The organism is Streptomyces sp. NPDC101165 (assembly GCF_044768135.1).
Taxonomy (GTDB): Bacteria; Actinomycetota; Actinomycetes; order Streptomycetales; family Streptomycetaceae; genus Streptomyces.
In genome coordinates this window covers 346,648-367,141 of sequence record NZ_JBIWPG010000004.1, presented here as the reverse complement: position 1 = coordinate 367,141, position 20,494 = coordinate 346,648, and the positions used below count along the sequence as shown (strand labels likewise).

The following is a 20,494-nucleotide window of genomic DNA, read 5'->3' as shown; positions in this document are numbered from 1 at the left end:
GCGTTGGTGAGATCGGTCACTCCGGGTCAGTCGAGCGGGACGGACCTGCGGGCGGGGTCCCTCAGGTCCGTGCCGTTCGCGAGCCAGCGCTCCTGGAGGGCCTGGGCGCCGTGCACCCGCTTCCAGGCGGCCTCGTTCGGGGTCATCGGCAGCAGCGGCAGGAACCGTACGGGTTCCATCGGATCGTCCAGCTCCAGATCCTCGACGAGCCCGCCGGGTTCGCCGACCAGGACCGAGCTGAAGGGGGCGCCGGGCCACAGCGGGTCCCCCACGTCCAGGGAGGCGCCGGGGGTCACCACCAAGCCCTCCACCTGCGGGGACGCGGCGAGTACGGCGAGCGGACGGAGTACCTTGTCGGTCTCCGCGAGGCCCGCGCGGACCGACAGGACCAGCTCGGCGCGGGGGCCCTTGACGGGGTCGGCGAGCATCGCCGTGGGATCCGTCATGGGGTGCACGGACATGCCGAGCGTGGCGTAGCGGACCACGTCCCCCTCCTGGAAACGGAGCACCTCGATGCGGTCCGTACCGAGGAAGGTGACCGCGGCGCGCGCGTCCGGTGCGCCCAGCGCGGTGGTCAACCGGGCCTCGACGAGGGGAAGAACATCAACCATGCGGTGAGCATAGAACTCGTCAGCAGCGGGCAAAGCGGCGCCTTGACACTATGGGCTGCTGCTACGCTGAGCCGGTGGTTCGGGGCAGCACGCAGAAGCGTCGCTATCAAGTCCCGACGCCGATGAGACTCCCTTACGAGGGACCGGCCGGAGGAGGTGGGGCTGTCATGGATCGAAGTCGACCTGGTAGTACCACTCGCTCTTCCGGCTGCTGATGTAGTTCCTGGCTGGCTGCCGCCTTCCCGTTCACGTCTTCGTTCGGAAGAGCACTTCGTTTCGCTTTGCCTGATCTGTCTGACCTGAATCAGTTCTGCATCAGTAGCGAAGTCGCCACCGCAACGGTGCGGTGCTCCCCGCTTTGTGGACGTGCCAAACATCCGCAGTCAGGACGTCCCCATTCCGGGTAGTTCCACCCGTTGCCGTGCGCTTTCGCTGCCCGCCTGCGAAGGAGCCTGCCCATGTCGATGATCCGCGACCTGCGTGCCGTGGTCCGTCCGTCGTCCCGTGACGCGCTGCGCAAGACGACGAGCACGAGCGCCTCGTACGACACCACGCGTGACCCGGCCACGCCCTCGGCCGTCGTCGACTGCGCGGTCTACCGCGACGGCGCCCGGGTGCAGAGCGCGGGGCCGCTGACCCCGCAGGAGGCGATGCGGCAGGTGCGTCGCGACGGCGGGTTCGTGTGGATCGGTCTGCACGAGCCGACCGAGGCGGAATTCGCCGGTATCGCCCGCGAGTTCGGGCTGCACCCGCTGGCCGTCGAGGACGCGGTCCAGGCTCACCAGCGGCCCAAGCTGGAGCGGTACGACGACTCGCTCTTCACCGTCTTCAAGACCATCCACTACGTCGAGCACGACCGGCTCACCGCGACCAGCGAGGTCGTCGAGACCGGCGAGGTCATGTGCTTCACCGGCCGGGACTTCTTCATCACCGTCCGGCACGGCGGCCAGGGCTCCCTGCGGGCGCTGCGCCACCGGCTGCAGGACGACCCCGAGCTGCTCGCGAAGGGCCCCTCGGCCGTGCTGCACGCCATCGCCGACCATGTCGTGGACGGCTACATCGCGGTCGCCGACGCGGTGCAGGACGACATCGACGAGGTGGAGACCGAGGTCTTCTCGCCGGGCCGCCGGGGCGGGGTCTCGCGTGGTGTGGACTCGGCCCGGATCTACCAACTCAAGCGTGAGGTGCTGGAGTTCAAGCGGGCGGTGGCTCCGCTGCTGCGGCCGATGCAGCTGCTGAGCGAGCGGCCGATGCGGCTGGTCGACCCGGACATCCAGAAGTACTTCCGGGACGTCGCCGACCACCTCGCCCGGGTCCAGGAGCAGGTCGTGGGCTTCGACGAGCTGCTCAACTCCATCCTCCAGGCCAACCTGGCGCAGGCGTCCGTCGCACAGAACGAGGACATGCGCAAGATCACCGCCTGGGCCGCGATCATCGCCGTGCCGACGATGGTGTGCGGGGTGTACGGCATGAACTTCAAGTACATGCCCGAGCTGCACTGGAAGTACGGCTACCCGGTGATCATGGGGATCACCGTCGTGCTGTGTCTGGGCATCCACCGCACGCTGAAGCGCAACGGCTGGCTGTGAGCGGGCCTGGATAGGCTGGGCGCATGACAAGCGAGCTGCTCGACCTGGCCCTCATCGAGGAGGCCAGCAAGAAGTCCGGCCTCATCTGGGTCAGGGGTGCCGACGCCCCGGCCGCGCGTGCGCTGTGGCACGTGTGGCACGAGGGCGCGGTGTGCCTGGTCGGCGACGGGCCCGGAGAGCAGCCGCTGCCCGGTCTCACCGACGGCGGCTCGGCCGAGGTGACCGTGCGCAGCAAGGACAAGGGGGGCCGGCTGGTGAGCTGGTCGGCGACCGTGTCCGAGCTGGCCTCCGGCTCACCGGAGTGGGAGGCGGCGGTGGCCGAGCTGAAGGGGAAGCGGCTCAACGCCCCCGACGGCGAGGAGATGCCGGGGCGCTGGGCGCGCGAGTGCCGGGTACTGCGCCTGGTGCCGACGGGGACTTCGGTGCCGTTGCCCGCCGACAGCCTCGCGGAACGACCGTTGCCGACTCCGGCGACCACGCGTCAGCCGATCCCGGCGGGTCTGCCGCGACTGCTGGCCAAGCGCCGGAAGAAATAGCGCCGGGGCCGAGCAGGGTTCGGCACCGCAGGGAACGTACGTCGTGACTGATCACCGTCGCGGCGGAGAAGAGGAGCCGGCCGGAGCCGGTTACGACGTCGGCAGCTGCTTGCCGTAGTCCACCGTCTCCGACTTCGCGGGCTCGGTCACGGTGAAGTCCTTGCCCCAGTCCGAGAAGCCGAGCATTCCGGCGCTGCCGGCACGGACCAGGCGGAGGGGATACGGCTTGCCCTGGAGGGAGACGTCGAGGGTGCCACCGGAGCCGCCGTCGCCGGTGATGCGGATGGTGCGGGTGCCGGACTGGTCGTGGTGACCGTCCGTCGCCAGCTTGCCGTGCAGGGTCAGCAGACCGTCGAGGAGGACAGCCTTGTCCGTGAAGCCGCTGAACTTCTTGTACGCGGGATCGCCCTGCGGCACCTTGACGTACTTGCCGTTGAGCTTGCCGGCCGCCCCGGTGTCCCCGCCGTGGCTCCAGAAGTCCGCGTCGGCCTTCAGATACAGCTGCTCGCCGACCCGCAGCAGGCCGAACGTCGCCCCCTGGGACGTGACCGAGCCGGTGCCGCCGTCGGCCTTCAGCCGCATGTCCAGCTTGTACGTACGGCCGCTGGTGACCACGGTCCCGGACAGCCGTACCGCGGGCGCCGCGTCCGCCGCGGCCCGGGACTTCGTCTGGATCCGGTCCGGGGACAGCTTGCCGACCCCGTTGGTCCCCGCGTCCGGGTCCTCGCTGCTGCACCCCGTCAGCACCATCGCTCCCGTCACTGCCAGTGCGCATGCCGCGCTCACCAGCGTGGCCCGGCGGGTACGGCCCTGGGGAATCGCAGTCACAGGTGACGCTGCCTTTCTGACGAGTCCTGAGCGGCGTACCGCAGCGTACCGGGGCCCCACCCGCCCGGCGGAGCCAGTCCGTCCGGACCGCCCACCAGGGCGTATCCGATCGGTACGGGCTAGCCTGAAGCGCACGCGAGCGGGCAGAAAACAGCAATTCCCACGCAATGCGAGCAAAGGAAGCACAGCCATGGCAGCCGGCGCCCCCCGGATCTTCGTCTCGCACCTCGCCGGGGTCCCCGTCTTCGATCCGACCGGCGACCAGGTCGGTCGCGTACGCGAACTGGTCGTCATGCTGCGCGTCGGGCGACGGCCCCCGCGCGTCCTCGGGCTGGTCGTCGAACTGTCCACCCGGCGCCGAATCTTCCTGCCCATGACCCGGGTCACCGGCATCGAGTCCGGGCAGGTCATCACCACCGGCGTGCTCAACGTCCGCCGCTTCGAGCAGCGGCCCACCGAGCGGCTGGTCTTCGGGGAGCTGCTGGACCGGCGGGTGACGCTGGTGGAGACCGGCGAGGAGGTCACCGTCCTCGACGTGTCCGTGCAGCAGCTGCCCGCCCGCCGGGACTGGGAGGTCGACCGGGTCTTCGTCCGGAAGGGGAAGAAGGCCGGCGCCTTCCGTCGGGCCAAGGGCGAGACGCTGACCGTGGAGTGGTCGGGCGTCACCGGCTTCTCCCTGGAGGAGCACGGGCAGGGCGCGGAGAGCCTGCTCGCCACCTTCGAGCAGCTGCGCCCCGCCGACCTCGCCAACGTCCTGCACCACCTCTCCGCCAAGCGGCGCGCCGAGGTCGCCGCCGCCCTGGACGACGACCGCCTCGCCGACGTCCTGGAGGAGCTGCCGGAGGACGACCAGATCGAGATCCTCGGCAAGCTGAAGGAGGAGCGCGCGGCCGACGTCCTGGAGGCCATGGACCCCGACGACGCGGCCGACCTGCTCTCCGAGCTCCCGGAGGAGGACAAGGAGCGGCTGCTGAGCCTGATGCAGCCCGCCGACGCGGCCGAGATGCGGCGCCTGATGTCGTACGAGGAGCACACCGCGGGCGGCCTGATGACCACCGAGCCGATCGTGCTGCGCCCGGACGCCACCGTCGCCGACGCGCTCGCCCGGGTCCGCAACCCCGACCTCTCCCCCGCCCTGGCCGCCCAGGTCTACGTCTGCCGGCCGCCCGACGAGACCCCGACCGGCAAGTACCTGGGCACCGTGCACTTCCAGCGGCTACTGCGCGATCCCCCGTACACCCTGGTCAGTTCGCTGGTGGACGACGATCTGCAGCCCCTGGACCCCGACGCCACCCTGCCGGTCATCGCCGGGTTCTTCGCGACGTACGACATGGTCGCCGCGCCCGTGGTGGACGAGTCCGGTTCGCTGCTCGGGGCGGTGACCGTGGACGACGTACTCGACCACATGCTGCCCGAGGACTGGCGGGAGACTGAGTTCCATCTGAACGAGGAGAACGGGGCGGCGAGCGAGGGGGCGAGTGCACATGGCTCCTGAGCGCGAGAGCAACCGCGAGCGCACCCCGGTGGGCGCCACGGCCGCCACCCGGCACCGCACGCCCCGCCTGGACCAGCCGCGCCCGCCGCGGCGCCGGATCCTGCCCGAGTGGGACCCGGAGGCCTTCGGGCGGCTGTCGGAGAAGATCGCCCGCTTCCTGGGCACGGGACGCTTCATCGTCTGGATGACGGTCGTCATCATCCTGTGGGTGGTGTGGAACATCGCCGCGCCGGGGGAGCTGCGCTTCGACAACTACCCGTTCATCTTCCTGACCCTGATGCTGTCCCTGCAGGCCTCCTACGCGGCCCCGCTGATCCTGCTCGCGCAGAACAGGCAGGACGACCGCGACCGGGTCAACCTCGAACAGGACCGCAAGCAGAACGAGCGGTCCATCGCCGACACCGAGTACCTGACCCGGGAGGTCGCGGCGCTCCGCCTGGGCCTGGGCGAGGTGGCCACCCGCGACTGGATCCGCTCCGAGCTGCAGGACCTGGTCAAGGAGCTGGAGGAGCGACGACGCCACGACGGTCATGTCGTATTCCCGGCGGAACGGACAGAACGGTCGCCGGGACGTGACGCAGACGACCGCTGAGGGGCTACCCGGAGGCCCCTCGGCGCGCCGTACCATCGTCCTTATGGCTACGGAAGACGCGGTGCGCGAGGCACTGGCGACGGTGAACGACCCCGAGATCAACCGACCCATCACCGAACTGGGGATGGTCAAATCGGTGGAGATCGGCGCGGACGGGGCGGTCGCGGTGACCGTCTACCTGACCGTCTCCGGCTGCCCCATGCGCGAGACCATCACCCAGCGGGTGACCGAGGCGGTCTCCCGGGTCGAGGGCGTCACCCGGGTCGACGTCACGCTGGACGTGATGAGCGACGAGCAGCGCAAGGAGCTGGCGGCGGCGCTGCGCGGCGGCACGGCCGAGCGCGAGGTCCCCTTCGCCAAGCCCGGCTCGCTCACCCGGGTCTACGCGGTCGCCTCCGGCAAGGGCGGCGTCGGCAAGTCCTCGGTGACGGTCAACCTGGCGGCGGCGATGGCCGCCGACGGCCTCAAGGTGGGCGTGGTCGACGCCGACATCTACGGCCACTCGGTGCCGCGCATGCTGGGCGCGGACGGCCGTCCGACCCAGGTCGAGAACATGATCATGCCGCCGTCCGCGAACGGCGTGAAGGTCATCTCCATCGGCATGTTCACCCCGGGCAACGCCCCCGTCGTCTGGCGCGGCCCGATGCTCCACCGCGCGCTGCAGCAGTTCCTCGCGGACGTCTACTGGGGCGACCTCGACGTACTGCTCCTGGACCTCCCGCCCGGCACCGGTGACATCGCGATCTCCGTCGCCCAGCTGGTCCCGAACGCCGAGATCCTGGTCGTGACGACGCCCCAGCAGGCCGCGGCCGAGGTGGCCGAGCGGGCCGGCGCCATCGCCGTCCAGACCCACCAGAAGATCGTCGGAGTGGTCGAGAACATGTCCGGCCTGCCCTGCCCGCACTGCGGCGAGATGGTCGACATCTTCGGCACGGGCGGCGGCCAGCTGGTGGCGGACGGCCTGACCCGCACCACGGGCGCGACGGTCCCCGTCCTCGGCAACATCCCCATCGACGTCCGCCTCCGCGAGGGCGGCGACGAGGGCAAGCCGGTCGTCCTGACGGACCCGGATTCCCCGGCGGGCTCGGCCCTGCGAGCGATCGCGGGCAAGCTGGGCGGCCGCCAGCGGGGGCTGTCGGGGCTGTCGCTGGGGATCACGCCGAAGAACAAGTTCTAGGGCAGCCTCAGGGCAGTTTCAGGGCCTCTGCGACGAAGGGGGCGCCGTCCGTTGCGGACGGCGCCCCCTTCGTCGTAGAGCCTTGCTCCGTACTCGCGCTAGGCGTACGTCGCGATGTCCTTGATCATGGCGAAGCCGAGGCCGTAGGCGCTCATTCCTCTGCCGTACGCGCCCACGTGCACGCCCTCGTGCGTGGAGCCCGCGAGGACCCAGCCGAACTCCGACTCCCGGTAGTGGAAGGGCATGGGAGCCCCGTCCACCGGAAGGGAGAGGGTGGACCACTCGGGTCCGTCGAGGTCATCGGCCAGGGCCCACGCGGTCTCCGTCTGCTGCTCCAGCCAGTCGTCCCGCAGGCTGTGGTCCATCTGGCCGGGCCACGTGAACGACAGCAGCCCCACCCCCGCCAGCCACGCCGCCGAGGAGACCGAGGTCGCCTCCAGCAGGCCCGTGCCGTCGGCGCTCCGCCGGGAGGGGTTCGCCGCCACGGTCACCACGACCGCGAACTTCTCCCGGGGCTCGTCCGCGGAAGAGGCGACGTGCTCGTTGCGGACGGAGGGCTCGTCACCGTGCCCGATCGACCCGTGTTCGACGGCGCCGTCTGCCGCCGCGCCTACCTGCATCAGCCAGCGGGGCCCCGTGAACGCCTCGTCGAGGCCGTACCAAGGGAAGGGCGCCTGCAGGTAGCCGGCGACCGTACGCCGGGCAGAGAGGAGCTGCTGTCCGCCCTCCGCGGCCGGCGCCTGCGCGCCCACCCGACTCGTCGTCTCCATCTCCCGGACGCCTCCTCGCTCTCGTCGGACCGGGGTGGCCCGCCCCCCTTCGGGCGTACTGTCCGGTCCGCACAACAACTCGGCAGCATATCCACACCGCTGAGAGCAGCAGGGAAAGCGCCCGGCGCGTGGGTCGCGCAGAAGGCCTGTTCACGCCGTGAGCGGCGGGTGCGCGCTATGAAACGCGTCACGTCCGCCGCTCGATGCGCGTGTCGGGTCCGGTCAGGTGGCGTCCGCGTCGAACGGCGGACGGTCGTCCTTGTCGGTGTCCTCGGGCTTCTTGGTCATGTCGATGCGCCCGCCGGAGGAGGACGAAGAAGACGAGGACGAGGCATCGCTCTCGCGGCTGTGGACGGCGTCCGTGACCTCGGCCATCTCCTTCTTCAGGTCGAAGCCGTTGCGGATCTCCTTCAGCCCCAGTTCATCGTTGTCCAGCTGCTTGCGGATGAACGTCTTGGGGTTGAGGTCCTCGAACTCGAAGTCCTTGAACTCCGGGCCGAGTTCCTCGCGGATGTCCTGCTTCGCGCTCTCCGAGAACTCGCGGATCTTCCGGACCGTGCGCATCACGTCCTGGATGACCTTCGGGAGCTTGTCGGGACCGAAGACGAGCACAGCGAGCACGATGATCGTCACCAGCTCGAGTGGTCCTATGTCATTGAACACCTGACGCTCCCATTGCGATGTTCTCGGTCGCTCAACGGTACCCGGCGTAGCTGTCAGACCGGTACCGTCCCGAGGTGAGACTTCTGTCAGTTCTGGTCCGCAGCGCCCAACACGAGTGAGACCTCCCTTGTGCCGCCGTGTTCGACCGACAGACGCAGCCCGTCGCCCGGCCGGTGGGCCCGGATCTTGACGATCAGTTCCTCGCCCGAGTGGACGCGCTGTCCGTCCACCTCGGTGATGACGTCGCCCGCGCGCAGGCCGGCCCGGTCGCCGGGACCGCCCTTGGCGACGGCGGGGCCGCCGTCCCGGGCCTTGGTGTCGATACGGGCGCCGTCGCCGGTGTAGCCCATGTCGAGGGTGACGCCGATGACGGGGTGGCTGGCATGGCCGTCGTTGATCAGCTCCTCGGCGACTCGCCGGGCCTGGTTGACGGGGATGGCGAAGCCGAGGCCGATCGAGCCGGCCTGTCCGGTCCCGGAGTCGGTGCCGTCGTCGGCGGACCGGATGGCGGAGTTGATGCCGATGACCCGGGCCTGGGAGTCGAGGAGGGGGCCGCCGGAGTTGCCCGGGTTGATGGGGGCGTCGGTCTGCAGCGCGTCGACGTACGACACGTCGCTGCCGTCACCTTTCTCCCCGCCGGCCGTGATGGGCCGATCCTTCGCGCTGATGATGCCGGAGGTGACGGTGTTGGCCAGGTCGAAGGGGGCGCCGATGGCGACGACCGGGTCGCCGACCTGGACGTTGTCCGAGTTGCCGAGGGGCATGGGGGTGAGCCCGTGGACACCACTGACCTGGACGACGGCCAGGTCGTATCCGCTGTCGCGGCCCACGACCTTGCCCTTGGCGGTGGCACCGCTGCTGAACGTCACCGATATCTCACCGCCGGACGCGGCGGGCTCGACGACATGGTTGTTGGTGAGGATGTGGCCGCGGGCGTCGAGTACGAAGCCGGTGCCGGTGCCCGCCTCGTCGGCCCCGCGTACGTGCAGGGTGACGACGCTGGGCAGCGCCCGTGCGGCGATCCCGGCGACACTGTCCGGCGCCCGTCCGGCCGGCACCTGTCCGGCCTGCGGCAGCTGTACGTCGCCCACGCCCTCGCGCTCGACATAGGCGCCGGCGATCCCGCCGATGCCGCTGGAGACGACGGCGACCAGCAGCGTCCAGCCGAGGAGGAGCCGCCTGCCCCGCTTGCGCCGCTGCTCCTCGGTGAGCACCGCCGCCCCGGTCTGCTGCAGCGGTCCGGGCACGAGGGGCTGCTGTCCGGCGCCGGACGCGGCCCAGGGGTCGTAGCGCTGCCAGGGGCCGGCGTCGGCCGGTTCCGGCGGAACGGGGGCACCGGCCTCCGGCGAGGCTGCGGGCACGGCGCCGGGGTCGGAGTCGGGCAGCTCCCCCGGCGCACGCACCGGCGGCGCGCCCGGCGCGGATACCGAGGCATCCACCGGCGGGGGCGCACCCGGGTCCGCGGGGGCGGGCGAAACCGGAGCCCTGTGCCCCGGCGCGGGCGGCACCGCCTGCGCCGGAACCTGTGAAGGCCGGTGCGCCTGAGGGGCGTCGTGCGCTTGTGGAGCGGTGGGTGCCTGCGGGGCAGTGGGTATGTACGGAGATGCCTGTGCCTGCGGGGCAGCGGGTGCCTGCGGAGATCCCTGTTCCTGCGAAGCGGCGGGTACCTGCAGGGCAGACGGTGTCTGCGGAATCGGCGGCCCCTGCGAAGCGGCCGGAGTTTGTGCGGCCGCCTGTGGCTGCGTGAGCGCCGGTGCCGGCATTCCCTGGGCCGCTGTCGCCGCCGGGTGCTGGACCGGTGGTGCGGGTGCCCAGGGGCCCGGCTCGCCGTAGGGCGGGGTGCTGTAGGGGTCGGGGTCGTGCAGGGGCTTGGGGCGCTCGGTGGGCGGCACGACGACGGGTCCTGCCTCGGCCGACTCGGCCGCTACCGACTCTCCCCCGGCCGGCTCGCCAGCGGCCGCCGCCGACTCCGCAGCCACCCGCTCAGCCCCCACAGGCTCAGCCGCAGCAGGCTCGGCAGCAACGGGCTCAGTCGCGCCGCTCGCGGCCCCGCCCGTCCCCGTGCCACCCGGTGCAACCACCGCAGGCTTCGCCAGCTCGAAGTCGCCGTCAGCGGGCTTCGCCGGTGATTCCCCCGCCGAGGTCTGTTCCCCGTGTTCCCCCTGCTCCCCGGGCGGGACGGACGTCGGGTTCCCCTCGTTCATGCTCTCCCCACGGCTGGCCGCGGCCGCGCGCTTCGGCGGTGACCGCGGAACGTCGACTCCGTGCCCGGGTCAGCGCCGCGGGCACGGCTTCACAGGATTCAACCAGGTTCGACGGCCACGGCGAAGAGGCAGGTCAGGGCGCCTGATGAGAGGGGGAGGCGGAGGGAGCGGAGGTGGTGTCGGGGACGGGTGCGGACAGCAGTCCGGGACCGGTCACCTGGGGCGACGCGGACCCGGCGGTCAGCGAGAACGGGGGGATCTCGCTCAGCGGGCGTATCAGCGGGGAGACCGCGGCCGCGCCCGCCATCACCGGGGCGGTCAGGTCGTGCACGGCGTCCTGGACCTGTCCCGTGGCCGGCGCGGGCACTCCGGGCACCAGCGGCGCGGACATGGAGGTCGGCGCCACCGAGGTCTGGCCGAGCAGGCTGCTGCCCTGGGCGAGCAGCGGTCCCACCGCGCGACGGCGCTGGGAGTCGGGCGTCGCGGCGCCCGTGCCCGCCGAACGCGTCGGGGACACGTTGCCGCTGCCGGAGCCGCTGCGGGCGTCCGCGGCCATGTCGCCGGGGATGGCGGTGGTCACGCCGCCGAGGGCGAGCGCGGCCAGCGACACCGCACCGGCTGCGGCGAATGCGAACCGCAGCCCGCGCGAGGCGGAGCGGTCGGCGTCCGGGCGGCCGACGGGATGGATGCGGAAGCCGCGGTCCTCGGGGGCGACGGAATGGGCGGGCGAGGCGGGGACGTAGCCGAACTCGAAGCGCTCGCCGCGTCCCATGCCGAAGACTCCGGCCTCGGGTCCGCGCCCGAACAGGTCGCCCGACGGCGACGACGTGCCGTCGCCGTCGGTGTCACCACCCCCGGGAAGGCCCTGGAGGCGGGCCAGGAAGCTCTCGGAGGGCGGCGGCGGGGCTGCCTGCGCGAAGACGCTCTTCAGGCGTCGCTGGGCGTCCGCCTCCGCCTTGCACCGGGCGCAGGTGGCCAGGTGGGCGAGGACGCGCTCACGCGACTCATGACCGAGCTCTCCGTCCACCAGGGCGGAGAGTCGGTCTCCCAGGTGCTGCTCGGCGAAGTGCGCCGGCGCAGGTTTCGGTCGGGATCCACTCACGCGGTCGCGCCCCCTCCCCCCAGAGCGGGGACACGGGCCACAAAGGAACGCCGTTCGGCCTTCCGTGCCTCGGGCGAACGGTGCGCGAGGGCCTTGCGGAGCTGGGAGCGGCCGCGGTGGATACGGGAGCGGACCGTGCCGAGCTTCACGCCGAGGGTCGCGGCGATCTCCTCGTACGACAGTCCTTCGATGTCGCACAGGACGACCGCGGCGCGGAACTCGGGCGCGAGGGTGTCCAGGGCCTGCTGGACGTCCGCGTCGAAGTGGGCGTCGTTGAAGACCTGCTGCGGGGTGGGCTCGCGGCTGGGCAGGCGCTCGGCCGCGTCCTCGCCGAGGGCGTCGAAGCGGATGCGCTGCTTGCGCCGGACCATGTCCAGGAAAAGGTTGGTCGTGATGCGGTGCAGCCAGCCCTCGAAGGTGCCCGGCGAGTACGTCGACAGCGAGCGGAAGACGCGGACGAAGACCTCCTGGGTGAGGTCCTCGGCGTCGTGCTGGTTGCCCGTGAGGCGGTATGCCAGTCGGTAGACCCGGCCGCTGTGCGTGCTGACGATCTCCTCCCACGTGGGCGGAGTCCATGCCTGCCCGTCCGCGTCGGTGGAGAAGGTCGCGGTCTGGGCCTCACCCGCGGCGGAGCCGGCGGTGTGGCGGTGGTCAGCAACGGTGTCGGTCACGGATTTCGGCCTGCCCGCCGATCCGAGGAAGCGCCGCAGCACTCCTCCCCGGTCCTCGGGCGCGGCCGCACCTCCCCTGTCGGCTCTGGTGGTGTCCAGTGGAGCCCCTACCATAGCCACCTCGCCCGTTAGCTCCGGATAAGCGGTTTTACGAGAATTTGATACGCGCTGATACGGCTCATACGGCTGCGTCAGCATGTGCTCGGCGTCCTGATCCACCTCTTACCCCCCGTCGCGTCCCGGGCCACCGGCTCAACCCTTTTAACGCCCAGTCCCATCTGCGGGTTCCCGGCACCAACGGATACAGTCACGCCGAGGCAACCACGGGGACAGGAGAGGGTCATTACCGGCAACCGGCAGACGAGCTGGGCGTTCGCCGACGCCTTTGTCGCCGAGGACGAAGCGCTGCGCTGGGCCCGGGACCGGGCCCGGGAGGCAGGGCTGCGCTCGGTGTCGCCCGGCACGGGCGCCGCGCTCGGCATGCTCGCCGCCTCCGTGGACGCGAAGGCGGTCGCGGAGATCGGCACCGGCTGCGGGGTGTCCGGAATACATCTGCTGCACGGCATGCGCCCCGACGGGGTGCTCACCACGGTCGACCCGGAGCCGGAGCACCAGCAGTTCGCCCGGCAGGCCTTCCGCGCCTGCGGCTTCGCCAGCAACCGGGCGCGGTTCATACCCGGCCGTGCCCTGGACGTGCTGCCCCGGCTCGCGGACGCCGGCTACGACCTCGTGTTCTGCGACGGTGACCGGCTGGAGTACTCGGACTACCTCGCTGAATCGTTGCGCCTGCTGCGTCCGGGCGGCCTGGTCGTCTTCGAGGGCATATTCGCCAACGGCCGCACGGTCGACTCGGGACCGCAGCCCACGGAGGTGCTGCGGCTGCGCGAGCTGCTGCGCACGGTGCGGGAGAGCCAGGAGCTGGTGACGTCCCTGCTGCCGGTGGGCGACGGCCTGCTGTGCGCCGTCAAGCGGTGACGGGCGGGACGCGAGGGTCCGGGAACGCGGCTGCCCCGGCACCGCACACGATGCCGGGGCAGCCGATAGGACTGGATCGCGGGCGCGTCAGACGACGACCTTCTTGAGGGCGTCGCCGAGCGCCTCGGCCTCGTCAGGGGTCAGCTCGACGACGAGTCGACCGCCGCCTTCGAGCGGAACGCGCATGACGATGCCCCGCCCCTCCTTGGTCACCTCGAGCGGGCCATCGCCCGTCCGCGGCTTCATGGCCGCCATGCTCGTTCCCCTTCCTGAAACCAGCTCATCATCTGCCGACGGCCCGGGAGGGCACGCCGCGGTCCGGAGCGGACGCGCGACACCGGCATCGAACACATTGCTTCCAAGCCATTATCCCGCATCTCAGGACCCGATGACCAACATCAGTCGGCATCGCTTGGGCAACGCGCGCGAGCAAAACCACTCAATTCGGGGATGTGGCTGCGATACTGCGCCACCCCGCGGACGCTCTCCGGGCGACTCCACTCCGGTTTTCTTTGACGCAGGTCACACGTCCGGTCCGGCCCATGGACGGTGATCTCCGCCATGCTGTCCTTCGGACAGGGGCGTACTGAGCGGTACGTCACCAGCGACGACACCGGAGGGGATGCACCATGGCCGACACCGTGCTCTACGAGGTGAGCGACGGACTCGCGACAATCACGCTGAACCGCCCCGAGGCGATGAACGCGCTGAACATCGCGACGAAGGTCGCCCTCAGGGAGGCGGCGGAATCCGCGGCCGGGGACACCGCCGTACGGGCGATCCTGCTGACCGCGGCCGGCGACCGGGCGTTCTGCGTGGGCCAGGATCTGAAGGAGCACATCGGGCTGCTGGTGGCGGACCGTGAGACGGGGTCCGGGCAGACGATGAGCACCGTCAAGGAGCACTACAACCCGATCGTGAAGGCGCTGACCGGGGCGCCGAAGCCGGTGGTCGCCGCGGTGAACGGGGTCGCGGCCGGGGCGGGCTTCGGCTTCGCGCTCGCCGCGGACTACCGGGTGGTGGCCGAGACGGCGGCGTTCAACACCTCGTTCGCGGGTGTCGCGCTGACCGCGGACTCCGGCATCTCCTGGACGCTGCCGCGGGTGGTCGGCCCGGGCCGCGCCGCCGACCTGCTGCTCTTCCCGCGCAGCATCAGCGCCCAGGACGCGCTGGAGCTGGGCATCGCCAACCGCCTGGTGCCGGCCGCCGAGCTGCGGGCCGAGGGCGAGAAGGTGGCCCGGGCCCTGGCCGAGGGCCCGACCGTGGCCTACGCGGCGCTCAAGGAGGCGGTCGCCTACGGCATGACGCACTCCCTCGCCGAGACCCTGGAGAAGGAGGACGAGCTGCAGACGCGGGCGGGCCGGTCCGAGGACCACACGATCGCCGTGCAGGCCTTCGTGAACAAGGAGAAGCCGAAGTACCTGGGCCGCTGAGGTCACGCAGCAGCTAGCGGGCGGGTTGGTCGGTGCGGCTCACGCACGTTTCCAGGTGGTCGTTCACCAGCCCGCACGCCTGCATCAGGGCGTACGCCGTCGTCGGGCCGACGAATCTGAGGCCGCGTTTCTTCAGCGCCTTCGACAGGGCCGTGGACTCCGGGGTGACCGCGGGGACGTCGGCGAGGGTCTTCGGGGCCGGGCGGGCGGCCGGGTCGGGGGCGTGGGACCAGATGAACTCGTCCAGCTCGCCCTCCGCCCAGTCGGCGAGCACGCGCGCGTTGGCGACCGTCGCGTCGATCTTGGCGCGGTTGCGGATGATGCCCGGGTCGGCCAGCAGCCGCTCACGGTCCTCGTCCGTGAACGCGGCGACCTTCTCGATCCGGAAGCCCGCGAAGGCCGTACGGAAGCCCGGGCGGCGGCGCAGGATCGTGATCCAGGACAGGCCCGACTGGAAGGCCTCCAGGCTGATCCGCTCGAAGAGGGCGTCGTCGCCGTGGACTGGGCGGCCCCACTCCTCGTCGTGGTACGACACGTAGTCCTCGGTGGACAGGGCCCACGGGCAGCGCAGCGCTCCGTCCGGCCCGGCGAGGGCGGTCCCCTCGCTCATCGCTGCCCCTCCTGGCCCGGCCGCTCCAGGCGGGCGTGCGCGGCGGCCGCTCTGGCGCCGGCCAGCGCGGACTCCAGGTCGGCGATGCGGGCGTCCCGCTCGGCGAGTTCGGCGGCGAGGCGGGTGAGGACGTCGTCGACGTCCGCCATGCGGTAGCCGCGCGGGACGAGCGGGAAGCGCACGCTCTCGATGTCCGCGCTGCCGACCGGGCGGTCCGGGGGCAGCGGGTCCTGCAGCCGCTCCGGGGCGGCCTCCGGCAGCGGTGCGCTCTCACCGCCGCTCACCACGGCGAGTGTCACCGCGGCCACCACGACGGCGAGGGCGACGACCAGGAACAAGAACATAACCATCGCTGAGGTCCCCACGCTCCTTGCGCCCGACGCTGTGCCGGAAGCTGAATGTGTCAGGCTCCGATCGTGCCATGCGAGTCTGACAGTTAGGGTCGCAGGCGGCCGTACTGCGGGACGTACTAGGAGAGGTCACAGCGGATGCTCAGGCTGGGCAGGCGGGAATTCGGGCCCCACGAGCCGGTGATCATGGCGATCGTGAACCGGACGCCGGACTCCTTCTACGACCAGGGGGCGACGTTCCGCGACGAGCCGGCGCTCGCTCGGGTGGAGCAGGCGGTGGCCGAGGGGGCCGCGATCATCGACGTCGGCGGGGTGAAGGCCGGGCCGGGCGAGGAGGTCACGGCCGAGGAGGAGGCGCGGCGCACGGTCGGGTTCGTCGCGGAGGTACGACGTCGCTTCCCGGACGTGATCATCAGTGTGGACACCTGGCGGGCCGAGGTCGGCGAGGCGGTGTGCGAGGCGGGGGCGGACCTGCTGAACGACGCGTGGGGCGGGGTCGATCCGGGGCTCGCGGAGGTTGCCGCGCGGTACGGGGTCGGGCTGGTGTGCACGCACGCGGGTGGGGTCCAGCCGCGGACCCGGCCGCATCGGGTGACGTACGACGACGTCATGGACGACATCCTGAAGGTGACCGTGGGGCTGGCCGAGCGGGCCGTCTCGCTGGGGGTGCCCCGGGAGTCGGTGCTGATCGATCCGGGGCACGACTTCGGGAAGAACACGCGGCACAGCCTCGAGGCGACGCGGCGGCTGGACGAGATGGTCGCCACGGGGTGGCCGGTGCTGGTGTCCCTGTCCAACAAGGACTTCGTGGGCGAGACGTTGGACCGCCCGGTGAAGGGGCGGTTGATCGGGACGCTGGCGACCACCGCGGTGTCGGCGTGGCTCGGGGCGCAGGTGTACCGGGTCCACGAGGTGGCCGAGACCCGCCAAGTGCTCGACATGGTGGCGTCGATCGCCGGCCACCGGGCCCCCGCGGTCGCCAGACGAGGCCTGGCCTGACCCCCGGGGGCGGAGCCCCCGGGGGCGGGGTCAGCGGGCCGCCTCCTTCGAGACCAGGGCCACCGCTTCTTCGACCTCGTCGGTCACGTGGAACAGGAGCAGGTCCTTCTCGGCGGCCTTGCCCTGGGCCACCAGGGTGTTCTGCAGCCAGTCCACCAGGCCGCCCCAGTACTCGCTGCCGAAAAGGACGATCGGGAAGCGGGTGACCTTCTGGGTCTGGACGAGGGTGAGGGCCTCGAAGAGTTCGTCGAGGGTGCCGAGGCCGCCCGGGAGGACGACGAAACCCTGCGCGTACTTGACGAACATCATCTTGCGGACGAAGAAGTACCGGAAGTTGAGCCCGATGTCGACGTAGGGGTTGAGCCCTTGCTCGAAGGGCAGCTCGATGCCGAGGCCCACCGAGATGCCACCCGCCTCCAGCGCACCCTTGTTGGCCGCCTCCATCGCCCCGGGGCCACCGCCCGTGATCACGGCCCAGCCGGCCTCGACGAGCCCTCGGCCCAGCCGCACCCCGGCGTCGTACTCGGACGAGTCCACCGGCGTCCGCGCGGAGCCGAACACGCTGATGGCGGGGGGAAGTTCGGCCAGCGTGCCGAAGCCCTCGATGAACTCCGACTGGATCCGCAGAACCCGCCACGGGTCGGTGTGGACCCAGTCGGACGGCCCGCCCGCGTCGAGCAGCCGCTGGTCGGTCGTACTGGCCGTGACCTGACTGCGCCGTCGGAGGACCGGGCCGAGCCGTTGCTCGTCCGGCGGCTGCTTCTTCCCCTCGGGGTTTCCGGTAGCCATGTGCGCTCCCTCCGCTTGCCGGTAGTTCGACCTCAGACTAGATCTACGCGGGTTACGGAGGGGGGACGTATGCGTGTCCGCCGTGAAGCGGCGTACGGGAACCTTTATGCCGTGAGCCAGGTGCGCAGCCGTTCCTCGCCCGCCAGGATCTTGACCACCTCGACCCGTTCGTCGCGCTTGTGCGCCAAGTGCGGGTTGCCGGGACCGTAGTTGACGGCCGGAACGCCGAGCGCGGAGAAACGGGAGACGTCCGTCCAGCCGTACTTGGGCTGCGGGGTGCCGCCCACCGCCTCGATGAAGGCGGCCGCGGCCGGGTGGGAGAGGCCGGGCAGCGCGCCGGGGCTGTGGTCGTCGACGACGAACTCGGACACGCCGCAGTCCGCGAACACCTCGTGGACGTGCGCGATCGCCTCCTCCTCGGTGCGGTCGGGGGCGTAACGGAAGTTCACGCTCACCACGCACTCGTCCGGGATGACGTTGCCGGCGACTCCGCCGGTGACGCGGACCGCGTTCAGGCCCTCGCGGTACTCCAGGCCGTCGATGAGCGGGTAGCGGGGCTGGTAGGAGGCCAGCCTGGCCAGGATGGGGGCCGCCGCGTGGATGGCGTTGGAGCCCATCCAGCTGCGCGCCGAGTGGGCCCGCTCGCCGGTGGTCTTCAGGAGGACCCGCAGCGTGCCCTGGCAGCCGCCCTCGACCTGGCCGTCGGAGGGCTCCAGGAGGACCGCGAAGTCGCCCTGCAGCCAGTCCGGGTGGGCCTCGGCGACGTGCTTGAGGCCGTTGCGCTCGGCGGCGACCTCCTCGTTGTCGTAGAACACGAAGGTCAGGTCGCGGTTGGGGGCGGGAACCATGGCCGCGATGCGCAGCTGCACCGCCACGCCGGACTTCATGTCGCAGGTGCCGCAGCCCCAGAGCACGCCGTCCTCGTCCAGCCGGGACGGGACGTTGTCCGCGATGGGCACGGTGTCGATGTGGCCGGCCAGGATGACCCGCTCCGCACGGCCCAGGTTCGTCCGGGCGATCACGTTGTTGCCGTACCGGTCGACGGTGAGGTGCGGCAGGGCACGCAGGGCGGTCTCGATGGCGTCCGCGAGGGGCTTCTCGGCGCCGCTCTCGGAAGGGAAGTCCACGAGTTGTGCGGTGAGCGCGGCGGCGTCCAGCGTGAGGTCAAGCGAGGTGTCGGCCATGGTCCCGACCCTAGCGCGCACGCACGCCGGGTATCGGTGGGCGCTGCGCTCGGCGGACCGGGCGTGAGGGGCGGGGAGGCCTCCAGTACCTTGTACGCGTGCCAGAGCCGTCCCCCACTCGCCCCAAGCGCCGCGGCCGCCTCGTCCGTATCGGTGCGGCCCTCCTGGTCCTGTGCGGCGTCGCCGCCTATCTCGTGGTGCAGTACGTCACCGGAGGCCCGGGCGCGAGAGGCTGCAGAGTGGTCTCCGGCACGGCTGACGGGACGTCGTACGAGTTCACGCCCGAGCAGGCGGTGAACGCGGCGACGATCGCCGCCGTCGGCACCGGGCGGGGCATGCCCGAGCGGGCGGTGGCCATCGCGCTGGCGACCGCCATCCAGGAGTCGGGCCTGCGCAACATCCAGCATGGCGACCGGGATTCCCTGGGTCTGTTCCAGCAGCGGCCCTCGCAGGGCTGGGGCACCGAGCAGCAGGTCATGGACCCGGCGTACGCGGCGGGCATCTTCTACGCGCACCTGGCCAGGGTGCCCGACTACACCGACCTTCCGCTGACGGTGGCCGCCCAGCGGGTGCAGCGCAGCGGCTATCCGGAGGCGTACGCCAAGCACGAGCCGGACGCCACGCTGCTGGCGGCCGCGCTGACCGGGCGCTCGGCGGCCACGCTGACGTGCGACGGGCGCCCGGAGCGTACGGCCGAGGCGACCGGGCCCGACGCGGTACGGGCCGCGCTGGTGCGGGACTTCGGGCGGGACGCGCTGCAGGAGACCGGGGCGGAGGTGGGCGGTACGGAGGTTCCGTCGCCGTCGCCGTCCCCGAGTGTGACCGCGACGGCGCACGGGCGCACCGTGACCGTGCCGGTGCCCGAGGGCCGCCGGACGGACACCGCCGGGCGCGACGAGCGGGAGCGGGGCTGGCAGCTGGCGCAATGGGCCGTGGCCAACTCCTCGTCCCTGCACATCCAGCGGGTGGCGTACGCGGGGCGGGAGTGGACCGCCGGGAGCAACGGCGGTCAGTGGCGCACGGCCGGCACGCAGGGGGCCGCGGGGGCGGAGAAGTCCGCCGGGGCGGTTCGGATCATCACCGGACAGTAGTACGGGGGCTCACTCGGCCGGGTTGTGCGGCTTCGGGGTGGGCGTGTTTTCCCGTGGATTTCGGCGTGGATTCGGGATCCCTTGAAAATCAAGGGCTGTAAGGATTCTGCGGGATCGCACGGCGGCGTTCTTTGCCCGTTTTTATCCACAAACGATAATGCGATGCGTTATCCATTCTTTACCTTTGGCCTCCGCAACCTTCATCGGCTTCGAGTCGGTAGTCACGGCGTCCGAGTCCGGACACATTCACCGTTCTCCACCCGTCGAATGGAGCATCATGTCCCTCCCTCTGACCCGCCGGATCGCTCGTGCCGCGCTGCTCGTCGCAGCGGGAGCGGCCGCCGGGGTCGGTGCGGCCGGCTCTGCCGGCGCGGCCACGAACCTGCCGGCTGCGCCCGCGAACCTCGGCGGTGTGACCGCCCTGGACGGGGCGCACGTCGGCAGCACCGTCGACGGTGCGGCGCAGCACGTCACCGATCTGGCGGGTAACGCGGGCGGCAAGGCGGTCAAGCAGGCGGTGCCGGCCGCGGGCAGGACCGGCGGTGGTGCCGTGCACAAGGCGACGCCTGCGGTGCAGAAGGCCGCGGGGGACGCGACCGGGACCGCGGCGGGTGCCCTCGGGAACACCGCGGCCGGCGTGACGAAGGGCGGGCTGCCGACGGAGGGTCTCACCAAGGGTGGGCTGCCCACGTCGTCCCTGCCCACGTCGTCCCTGCCCACGTCGTCCCTGCCCACGTCATCTCTTCCCGCGCAGGGTCTGCCGCTGGGCGGCTGAGGTCCGGTTACAGCGACGGGGTCCGGGGAGTTCCCCTGGGCCCCGTCGCC

At 71.5% G+C, this 20,494-nt stretch carries 22 protein-coding genes; 10 read left to right on the top strand and 12 right to left on the bottom strand.

Annotated elements, in window-relative coordinates; genetic code table 11:
* Positions 1 to 26: 26 nt before the first annotated feature.
* The gene (locus ACIRVH_RS10775) at positions 27 to 611 is read right to left on the bottom strand and encodes a suppressor of fused domain protein (RefSeq protein ID WP_403950676.1); all 585 of its coding nucleotides are present in this window, start codon (positions 609 to 611) and stop codon (positions 27 to 29) included.
* Positions 612 to 1,069: 458 nt separating this feature from the next.
* Between ACIRVH_RS10775 and ACIRVH_RS10770 the strand changes: the two genes are divergently transcribed.
* Positions 1,070 to 2,200: a magnesium and cobalt transport protein CorA gene (locus ACIRVH_RS10770; protein ID WP_403950673.1), complete on the top strand. Its 1,131-nt coding sequence runs from the start codon at positions 1,070 to 1,072 to the stop codon at positions 2,198 to 2,200.
* Positions 2,201 to 2,223: 23 nt separating this feature from the next.
* Complete coding sequence (locus tag ACIRVH_RS10765; RefSeq protein WP_403950671.1) at positions 2,224 to 2,736, top strand: hypothetical protein; 513 nt, start codon at positions 2,224 to 2,226, stop codon at positions 2,734 to 2,736.
* A 90-nt stretch (positions 2,737 to 2,826) separates the two neighbouring features.
* Here the strand turns inward: ACIRVH_RS10765 and ACIRVH_RS10760 are convergent, their stop codons facing one another.
* Positions 2,827 to 3,564 carry a hypothetical protein gene (locus ACIRVH_RS10760; protein WP_403950668.1) on the bottom strand — a complete coding sequence of 246 codons (738 nt, stop codon included), beginning with the start codon at positions 3,562 to 3,564 and terminating at the stop codon, positions 2,827 to 2,829.
* A 190-nt stretch (positions 3,565 to 3,754) separates the two neighbouring features.
* Here ACIRVH_RS10760 and ACIRVH_RS10755 point away from each other — a divergent pair, with 190 nt between their 5' ends.
* The 3 genes from ACIRVH_RS10755 to ACIRVH_RS10745 are packed head-to-tail and all read left to right on the top strand — an operon-like array spanning position 3,755 to position 6,828.
* On the top strand, positions 3,755 to 5,059 hold the full coding sequence (locus ACIRVH_RS10755) for a magnesium transporter MgtE N-terminal domain-containing protein (RefSeq protein WP_403950666.1): 1,305 nt from the start codon (positions 3,755 to 3,757) through the stop codon (positions 5,057 to 5,059).
* Positions 5,049 to 5,651 carry a DUF1003 domain-containing protein gene (locus ACIRVH_RS10750; RefSeq protein ID WP_403950664.1) on the top strand — a complete coding sequence of 201 codons (603 nt, stop codon included), beginning with the start codon at positions 5,049 to 5,051 and terminating at the stop codon, positions 5,649 to 5,651. Before ACIRVH_RS10755 ends, ACIRVH_RS10750 begins: the two co-directional genes overlap by 11 nt.
* 43 nt (positions 5,652 to 5,694) lie before the next feature.
* Positions 5,695 to 6,828, top strand: coding sequence for an Mrp/NBP35 family ATP-binding protein (locus ACIRVH_RS10745; protein ID WP_403950661.1), 1,134 nt, complete (start codon positions 5,695 to 5,697; stop codon positions 6,826 to 6,828).
* A gap of 98 nt (positions 6,829 to 6,926) precedes the next feature.
* On the opposite strand, the gene ACIRVH_RS10740 is transcribed toward ACIRVH_RS10745, so the two are convergent.
* From ACIRVH_RS10740 to sigE, 5 genes are all read right to left on the bottom strand, one after another.
* Positions 6,927 to 7,598, bottom strand: coding sequence for a hypothetical protein (locus ACIRVH_RS10740; protein WP_403950659.1), 672 nt, complete (start codon positions 7,596 to 7,598; stop codon positions 6,927 to 6,929).
* A gap of 222 nt (positions 7,599 to 7,820) precedes the next feature.
* Positions 7,821 to 8,261 carry a sec-independent translocase gene (locus tag ACIRVH_RS10735; protein WP_403950657.1) on the bottom strand — a complete coding sequence of 147 codons (441 nt, stop codon included), beginning with the start codon at positions 8,259 to 8,261 and terminating at the stop codon, positions 7,821 to 7,823.
* An 86-nt stretch (positions 8,262 to 8,347) separates the two neighbouring features.
* Positions 8,348 to 10,465 (bottom strand): trypsin-like peptidase domain-containing protein, encoded by a 2,118-nt coding sequence (locus tag ACIRVH_RS10730; RefSeq protein WP_403950656.1) that lies wholly within the window; start codon positions 10,463 to 10,465, stop codon positions 8,348 to 8,350.
* A 133-nt stretch (positions 10,466 to 10,598) separates the two neighbouring features.
* On the bottom strand, positions 10,599 to 11,567 hold the full coding sequence (locus tag ACIRVH_RS10725) for an anti-sigma factor family protein (protein WP_403950654.1): 969 nt from the start codon (positions 11,565 to 11,567) through the stop codon (positions 10,599 to 10,601).
* Positions 11,564 to 12,280: an RNA polymerase sigma factor SigE gene (sigE, locus tag ACIRVH_RS10720; RefSeq protein ID WP_403950988.1), complete on the bottom strand. Its 717-nt coding sequence runs from the start codon at positions 12,278 to 12,280 to the stop codon at positions 11,564 to 11,566. Before sigE ends, ACIRVH_RS10725 begins: the two co-directional genes overlap by 4 nt.
* Before the next feature lie 234 nt (positions 12,281 to 12,514).
* Here sigE and ACIRVH_RS10715 point away from each other — a divergent pair, with 234 nt between their 5' ends.
* Entirely contained in the window at positions 12,515 to 13,213 is a 699-nt protein-coding gene (locus ACIRVH_RS10715; protein ID WP_386578307.1) for an O-methyltransferase, read from the top strand.
* A gap of 87 nt (positions 13,214 to 13,300) precedes the next feature.
* Here the strand turns inward: ACIRVH_RS10715 and ACIRVH_RS10710 are convergent, their stop codons facing one another.
* Complete coding sequence (locus tag ACIRVH_RS10710; RefSeq protein WP_018544333.1) at positions 13,301 to 13,468, bottom strand: DUF3117 domain-containing protein; 168 nt, start codon at positions 13,466 to 13,468, stop codon at positions 13,301 to 13,303.
* A gap of 374 nt (positions 13,469 to 13,842) precedes the next feature.
* Here ACIRVH_RS10710 and ACIRVH_RS10705 point away from each other — a divergent pair, with 374 nt between their 5' ends.
* Entirely contained in the window at positions 13,843 to 14,646 is an 804-nt protein-coding gene (locus tag ACIRVH_RS10705) for an enoyl-CoA hydratase/isomerase family protein (RefSeq protein WP_403950652.1), read from the top strand.
* A gap of 13 nt (positions 14,647 to 14,659) precedes the next feature.
* Here the strand turns inward: ACIRVH_RS10705 and ACIRVH_RS10700 are convergent, their stop codons facing one another.
* Positions 14,660 to 15,256 carry a DNA-3-methyladenine glycosylase I gene (locus ACIRVH_RS10700; RefSeq protein ID WP_403950649.1) on the bottom strand — a complete coding sequence of 199 codons (597 nt, stop codon included), beginning with the start codon at positions 15,254 to 15,256 and terminating at the stop codon, positions 14,660 to 14,662.
* Positions 15,253 to 15,606, bottom strand: coding sequence for a DivIVA domain-containing protein (locus ACIRVH_RS10695; protein ID WP_403950646.1), 354 nt, complete (start codon positions 15,604 to 15,606; stop codon positions 15,253 to 15,255). Before ACIRVH_RS10695 ends, ACIRVH_RS10700 begins: the two co-directional genes overlap by 4 nt.
* A gap of 138 nt (positions 15,607 to 15,744) precedes the next feature.
* Between ACIRVH_RS10695 and folP the strand changes: the two genes are divergently transcribed.
* A complete protein-coding gene (gene folP / locus ACIRVH_RS10690) occupies positions 15,745 to 16,605 on the top strand; it encodes a dihydropteroate synthase (RefSeq protein WP_403950643.1) in 861 nt (286 codons plus the stop codon).
* Positions 16,606 to 16,635: 30 nt separating this feature from the next.
* Here the strand turns inward: folP and ACIRVH_RS10685 are convergent, their stop codons facing one another.
* Together ACIRVH_RS10685 and dapE are read right to left on the bottom strand one after the other, a co-directional pair.
* Complete coding sequence (locus tag ACIRVH_RS10685; RefSeq protein WP_403950640.1) at positions 16,636 to 17,394, bottom strand: TIGR00730 family Rossman fold protein; 759 nt, start codon at positions 17,392 to 17,394, stop codon at positions 16,636 to 16,638.
* A 104-nt stretch (positions 17,395 to 17,498) separates the two neighbouring features.
* Positions 17,499 to 18,578 (bottom strand): succinyl-diaminopimelate desuccinylase, encoded by a 1,080-nt coding sequence (gene dapE, locus ACIRVH_RS10680; protein ID WP_403950637.1) that lies wholly within the window; start codon positions 18,576 to 18,578, stop codon positions 17,499 to 17,501.
* 98 nt (positions 18,579 to 18,676) lie between these two features.
* Here dapE and ACIRVH_RS10675 point away from each other — a divergent pair, with 98 nt between their 5' ends.
* Together ACIRVH_RS10675 and ACIRVH_RS10670 are read left to right on the top strand one after the other, a co-directional pair.
* Positions 18,677 to 19,669, top strand: coding sequence for a heavy metal transporter (locus ACIRVH_RS10675; protein WP_403950635.1), 993 nt, complete (start codon positions 18,677 to 18,679; stop codon positions 19,667 to 19,669).
* Positions 19,670 to 19,946: 277 nt separating this feature from the next.
* On the top strand, positions 19,947 to 20,444 hold the full coding sequence (locus tag ACIRVH_RS10670; protein WP_403950633.1) for an ATP-binding protein: 498 nt from the start codon (positions 19,947 to 19,949) through the stop codon (positions 20,442 to 20,444).
* The last annotated feature ends 50 nt before the right edge of the window (positions 20,445 to 20,494 follow it).

Coding starts and splice junctions, on each gene's coding strand:
- ACIRVH_RS10775 (WP_403950676.1), bottom strand. CDS start 611: ATGGTTGATGTTCTTCCCCTCGTCGAGGCCCGGTTGACCACCGCGCTG.
- ACIRVH_RS10770 (WP_403950673.1), top strand. CDS start 1,070: ATGTCGATGATCCGCGACCTGCGTGCCGTGGTCCGTCCGTCGTCCCGT.
- ACIRVH_RS10765 (WP_403950671.1), top strand. CDS start 2,224: ATGACAAGCGAGCTGCTCGACCTGGCCCTCATCGAGGAGGCCAGCAAG.
- ACIRVH_RS10755 (WP_403950666.1), top strand. CDS start 3,755: ATGGCAGCCGGCGCCCCCCGGATCTTCGTCTCGCACCTCGCCGGGGTC.
- ACIRVH_RS10750 (WP_403950664.1), top strand. CDS start 5,049: ATGGCTCCTGAGCGCGAGAGCAACCGCGAGCGCACCCCGGTGGGCGCC.
- ACIRVH_RS10745 (WP_403950661.1), top strand. CDS start 5,695: ATGGCTACGGAAGACGCGGTGCGCGAGGCACTGGCGACGGTGAACGAC.
- ACIRVH_RS10740 (WP_403950659.1), bottom strand. CDS start 7,598: ATGGAGACGACGAGTCGGGTGGGCGCGCAGGCGCCGGCCGCGGAGGGC.
- ACIRVH_RS10730 (WP_403950656.1), bottom strand. CDS start 10,465: ATGAACGAGGGGAACCCGACGTCCGTCCCGCCCGGGGAGCAGGGGGAA.
- ACIRVH_RS10710 (WP_018544333.1), bottom strand. CDS start 13,468: ATGGCGGCCATGAAGCCGCGGACGGGCGATGGCCCGCTCGAGGTGACC.
- ACIRVH_RS10705 (WP_403950652.1), top strand. CDS start 13,843: ATGGCCGACACCGTGCTCTACGAGGTGAGCGACGGACTCGCGACAATC.
- ACIRVH_RS10700 (WP_403950649.1), bottom strand. CDS start 15,256: ATGAGCGAGGGGACCGCCCTCGCCGGGCCGGACGGAGCGCTGCGCTGC.
- ACIRVH_RS10695 (WP_403950646.1), bottom strand. CDS start 15,606: ATGGTTATGTTCTTGTTCCTGGTCGTCGCCCTCGCCGTCGTGGTGGCC.
- folP (WP_403950643.1), top strand. CDS start 15,745: ATGCTCAGGCTGGGCAGGCGGGAATTCGGGCCCCACGAGCCGGTGATC.
- ACIRVH_RS10685 (WP_403950640.1), bottom strand. CDS start 17,394: ATGGCTACCGGAAACCCCGAGGGGAAGAAGCAGCCGCCGGACGAGCAA.
- dapE (WP_403950637.1), bottom strand. CDS start 18,578: ATGGCCGACACCTCGCTTGACCTCACGCTGGACGCCGCCGCGCTCACC.
- ACIRVH_RS10670 (WP_403950633.1), top strand. CDS start 19,947: ATGTCCCTCCCTCTGACCCGCCGGATCGCTCGTGCCGCGCTGCTCGTC.